Source organism: Dietzia maris (genome assembly GCF_014144855.1).
GTDB classification, from domain to species: domain Bacteria; phylum Actinomycetota; class Actinomycetes; order Mycobacteriales; family Mycobacteriaceae; genus Dietzia; species Dietzia kunjamensis.
In genome coordinates this window covers 1-4291 of the sequence record NZ_JAALDN010000193.1, presented here as the reverse complement: position 1 = coordinate 4291, position 4291 = coordinate 1, and the positions used below count along the sequence as shown (strand labels likewise).

The following is a 4291-nucleotide window of genomic DNA, read 5'->3' as shown; positions in this document are numbered from 1 at the left end:
GGACGCCGGGCGGGGCGCCGGACGCCGGGGCGGGCCCGGGGCCGGGCCCGCCGGATCGGTCAGAGGTTGATCATGTGGCCGCCGACGCCCTCGACGGCCTCCTTCATGGCCTCGGACAGGGTCGGGTGCGTGTGCACGTTGCGGGCGATGTCCTCGGCGGTGAGGTCCCACATCTGCGCCAGGGTCAGCTCGGGCAGCAGTTCGGAGACGTCGGGGCCGATGAGGTGGGCGCCCAGCAGCTCGCCGTGGGTTCCGTCGGCGACGACCTTGACGAACCCGGTCGCGTGGCCGAGCCCGTGCGCCTTGCCGTTGGCCGAGAACGGGAACTTGCCGACCTTGACGTCGTAGCCCTCGTCCTTCGCCTGGGCCTCGGTCAGCCCGAACGAGGCGACCTGCGGCTGGCAGAAGGTGGCGCGCGGCATCATGCGGTAGTCGCCCAGCGTCTGGGTCTCGGCGCCGGCCATGGTCTCGGCCGCCACCACGCCCTGGGCCTCGGCGACGTGGGCCAGCTGCAGCTTGGCGGTGACGTCGCCGAGCGCGTAGATGCCGGCGACGTTGGTCCGCATGTTGTCGTCGATGTCGATCGCGCCGCGGTCGGTCAGCTCGACGCCGGTGTTCTCCAGCCCGTAGCCCTCGACGCGAGGGGCGAACCCGACGGCCATGAGCACCTTGTCGACGGTGACGGTCCGGGTGTCCTCGCCGTCCTTGGACTCGATCTCCACCTCGACCGAATCGCCGTTGTCGCTGATCGAGGTGGTCTTGTGGCCGGTGAGGAGCGTGATGCCGAGCTTCTTGTAGTGCTTGGCGATCTCCTTGGAGACCTCCTCGTCCTCGTTCGGCAGCAGCCGATCCATGAACTCGACGATCGTGACGTCGACGCCGTAGGCGTTCATCACGTACGCGAACTCCATGCCGATCGCCCCTGCGCCGACGACGACGATCGAGTCGGGCAGGTCGCGCGTGAGGATCTGCTCCTCGTAGCCCACGACGTTCTCGCTGAACTCGATCCCGGGAAGCGTCTTGACCACGGAGCCGGTCGCGATGATGCAGTTGTCGAAGGTGTACTCCGTGCCGTCGACCTCGATCGTCTTGGCGTCGGTGAACTTCCCGTAGCCGTCGATCTCCGTGATCTTGTTCTTCTTCATGAGGAAGTGGACGCCCTTGACGATGCTGTCCGACACCTTGCGACTGCGGTCGAACGCGGCGCCGTAGTCGAAGCTCACGTCCCCGGAGATGCCGAACAGCTTGCCGTCGCGCTGGACCGTGTTGGCCAGCTCCGCGTTGCGCAGGAGGGCCTTGGAGGGGATACATCCCACGTTGAGGCATACGCCGCCCCAGTACTTCTCCTCGACGACGGCCACCTTGAGGCCGAGCTGCGAGGCGCGGATGGCGGCGACGTAGCCACCGGGGCCCGCGCCGAGGACGATGAGATCGTAATGAGTGTCAGCCACGACACTCAGGGTAGCGCTACCGGCGGCACCGGAACGGCGGAGCGGGCCGGAACTGCACCCGAAATTGCCGACGCCGCCCCCTCCGTGTGGAGAAGGCGGCGCGGGCGCTCGCGTCAGCGAGAATCAGGACAGGTTGCCCAGGACCGACTTGAGGGCGGCGGCGACCAGGTCGCCGACGGTCTCGGCGATGGTGTCGGTGATGGTGCCGCTGGTGATGTCGCCGCTGAGGGAGCCGGACTCGCCGGAACCGGCGCTGAGGAGGTCGGTGATGGAACCCATTGTGTGAATCTCCGTTTATAGAACGCACTCCCGAGCTGATCGGGAATGGCCGGGTCAGGCGACCTACGGCTACGGCAGATGCTACTGACCTCACGAACCCGTAACAAGAGCCTGTGAAGATTTTTGGGTGGGTTTCGGTCTGTTCAGCTGATCACGTGCATCATCGGGGGCATGACCGACACCGCCATCTCTGACCTGTTCCTCCACCTCGAGGCAGTCGACTCCCCCGAGGCGCTCGGATGGGTGCGGGACCGCAGCGCCCGGACGGTCGCCGATCTCGCCGCCGGAGATCATGCCGAAGCCGCGCATTCCCGCGCCCTGGAGATCCTCGACGCCACCGATCGGATCGCGTGGCCGGTCCTGCGCGGCCGGTACGCCTACACGCTGTGGAAGGACGGTGACCACCCCCGCGGGCTGTGGCGCCGGGTGCCGTGGACCGTGCTGGCCGACGGGGCACCGGGGGTCGACCACCCGGCCTGGGAGACGCTCGTCGACGTGGGGGCCCTCGCCGAGGAGGAGGGCGTCAACTGGGTGTACTCCGGCACGGTCGTGCGCCGTCCCGTCGACGACCGGGCGCTCCTGCGGTTGTCCCGCGGGGGCGCGGACGCCGTGGAGGTCCGTGAGTACGACCTGACCGAGCGCCGCTTCATCACCGCCGGGGAGGGGGCGTTCCACCTGCCCGAGGCCAAGTGCTCGGTGTCCTGGGTGGACCGCGACACCGTGCTGCTCACCGCGCCGCTGGACCCGGACGGCTCCGACGCCACCGACTCGGGGTACGCGCGCGTGGTGCGGCTCTGGCGTCGCGGGACCGACCCCGCCCAGGCCCCGGTGATCTTCGAGGGACGCCGTGACGACGTCGCGGTGGGCGCCTCGCACGACCCCGTCACCGGACGGTTCCTCGCCAGCCGGGCGCCCGACTTCCACACCTCGCAGGAGGTGTTCTGGACCCCGGGCACCGACCCCGCCTCCACCACACCGCTCGCGGTGCCCGTACCCGAGGACTGTGACGTCACCTCGTGCGGCGACTGGCTCATGCTGCGCCCCCGCACCGATCTGGAGATCGCCGGCCGCTCCCACCCCGGCGGGTCGGTGCTGGTCGTGCCGTGGGACGCCGTCGACGCCGAGCCGGGCCGGCTGCCGGATCCGGTCGTGCTGTTCTCCCCCACCCCGTCCACGACCGTGGAAGACGTCACCTGGGGCCGAGGCCGGATCCTGCTTACCGTCCTCGACGACACCGAGTCGCGGATCGACGCGTTCTCCCTCCCCGACACCGCCGACGGCGAGTGGTCCCCGTTGCCCGTCGAGGGCCTGCCGGAGCACGTCTCGGTCGACGTACTGTCCTGCGACCGACTCTCCGGGATGGACGACGACCCGGTATCAGGAGCCGCACCCGGCTCAGCCGCACCCAGCTCAGCCGTACCCACCCACGCGGGCGAGCGCCCACACCCCGACGACGCGGTGCTCGCGGTCTCCGGGCCGGTCGTCCCGCCGTCGCTGGTCCTGCTCCGGGCAGACGGCAGCACCACCACCCTCGGCTCGACGCCGCACCGGTTCGACTCCTCCGGGATCGAGGTCACCCGCCACACCGCCGTGAGTGACGACGGCACCGAGGTGCCCTACACGGTCATGCGCGGGCCCGGCCCCGCCGGACCACGTCCGACCATCCTCTACGGCTACGGCGGGTTCGAGGTGTCCATGCGCCCCGCCTACGCCGCCCTGCGCGGCGCGCTGTGGCTCGAGGAGGGCGGGGTGTACGTCGTGGCGGGGATCCGCGGCGGCGGCGAGTACGGGCCGTCGTGGCACCGCGCCGCCGTACGGGAGAAGCGTCCCCGGGCGTTCGAGGACTTCGCGTCCGTGGCCCGCGCCCTCGTCGAGGAGGGCGTGACGACCCGCGATCAGCTCGGGGCGACCGGCGGGTCCAACGGCGGCCTGCTCATGGGAGTCATGCTCACCCGCTACCCGGAGCTCTTCGGTGCCCTCGCGATCGCTGTGCCCCTGCTGGACATGAAGCGCTACCACCTGCTCCTGGCCGGAGCGTCGTGGATGGCCGAGTACGGGGACCCGGACTCCGCCGACTGGGACGACTTCCTGGGTGCCTACTCCCCGTACCAGCACATCCGGCCCGCCTCGGAGGTCCGCTACCCGCCGGTCCTCATGACCACCTCGACCCGGGACGACCGCGTCCATCCGGGCCACGCCCGCAAGATGACCGCCGCCCTGGAGGACGCGGGACACGAGGTCCAGTACTACGAGAACATCGAGGGCGGGCACGCCGGCGCCGCGGACAACTCCCAGGAGGCCCGGAAGGCGGTCCTCACCTACGAGTTCTTCAGGCGTCGACTACCTCGTCGTCGTCCCCACCAGGGGTGACGGCACCCACCTCCCGGTCGATCCACGCCAACACCCGGGCGACCACCTCGGCGGGGCGGCGCGCCCACGCGTTGTGGCCCAGCGCCTCCGGCTCCAGCTCCAGCGTCGTCCGCGCCGTGGGAAGCATGGCCAGGAGGTTCCGCGCCGCGCCGGCCGGGGCCAGAGGGTCGTCGGCGATCGCCACCGCCAGC

At 70.5% G+C, this 4291-nt stretch carries 3 protein-coding genes and 1 pseudogene; 1 reads left to right on the top strand and 3 read right to left on the bottom strand.

Annotated elements, in window-relative coordinates:
- Nucleotides 1-59: 59 nt before the first annotated feature.
- Nucleotides 60-1451: a dihydrolipoyl dehydrogenase gene (gene lpdA, locus G6024_RS07020; protein ID WP_159148359.1), complete on the bottom strand. Its 1392-nt coding sequence runs from the start codon at nt 1449-1451 to the stop codon at nt 60-62.
- A 123-nt stretch (nt 1452-1574) separates the two neighbouring features.
- Entirely contained in the window at nt 1575-1730 is a 156-nt protein-coding gene (locus G6024_RS07015; protein ID WP_181694339.1) for a hypothetical protein, read from the bottom strand.
- Between the two features lie 171 nt (nt 1731-1901).
- On the opposite strand from G6024_RS07015, the gene G6024_RS07010 reads away from it, so the two are divergent.
- Nucleotides 1902-4100: a prolyl oligopeptidase family serine peptidase gene (locus tag G6024_RS07010; RefSeq protein ID WP_119192677.1), complete on the top strand. Its 2199-nt coding sequence runs from the start codon at nt 1902-1904 to the stop codon at nt 4098-4100.
- Here G6024_RS07010 and G6024_RS07005 read toward each other — a convergent pair.
- Nucleotides 4060-4291: pseudogene (locus G6024_RS07005) on the bottom strand (alpha/beta fold hydrolase); the annotation flags it as partial. The gene G6024_RS07010 and the pseudogene G6024_RS07005 overlap by 41 nt on opposite strands.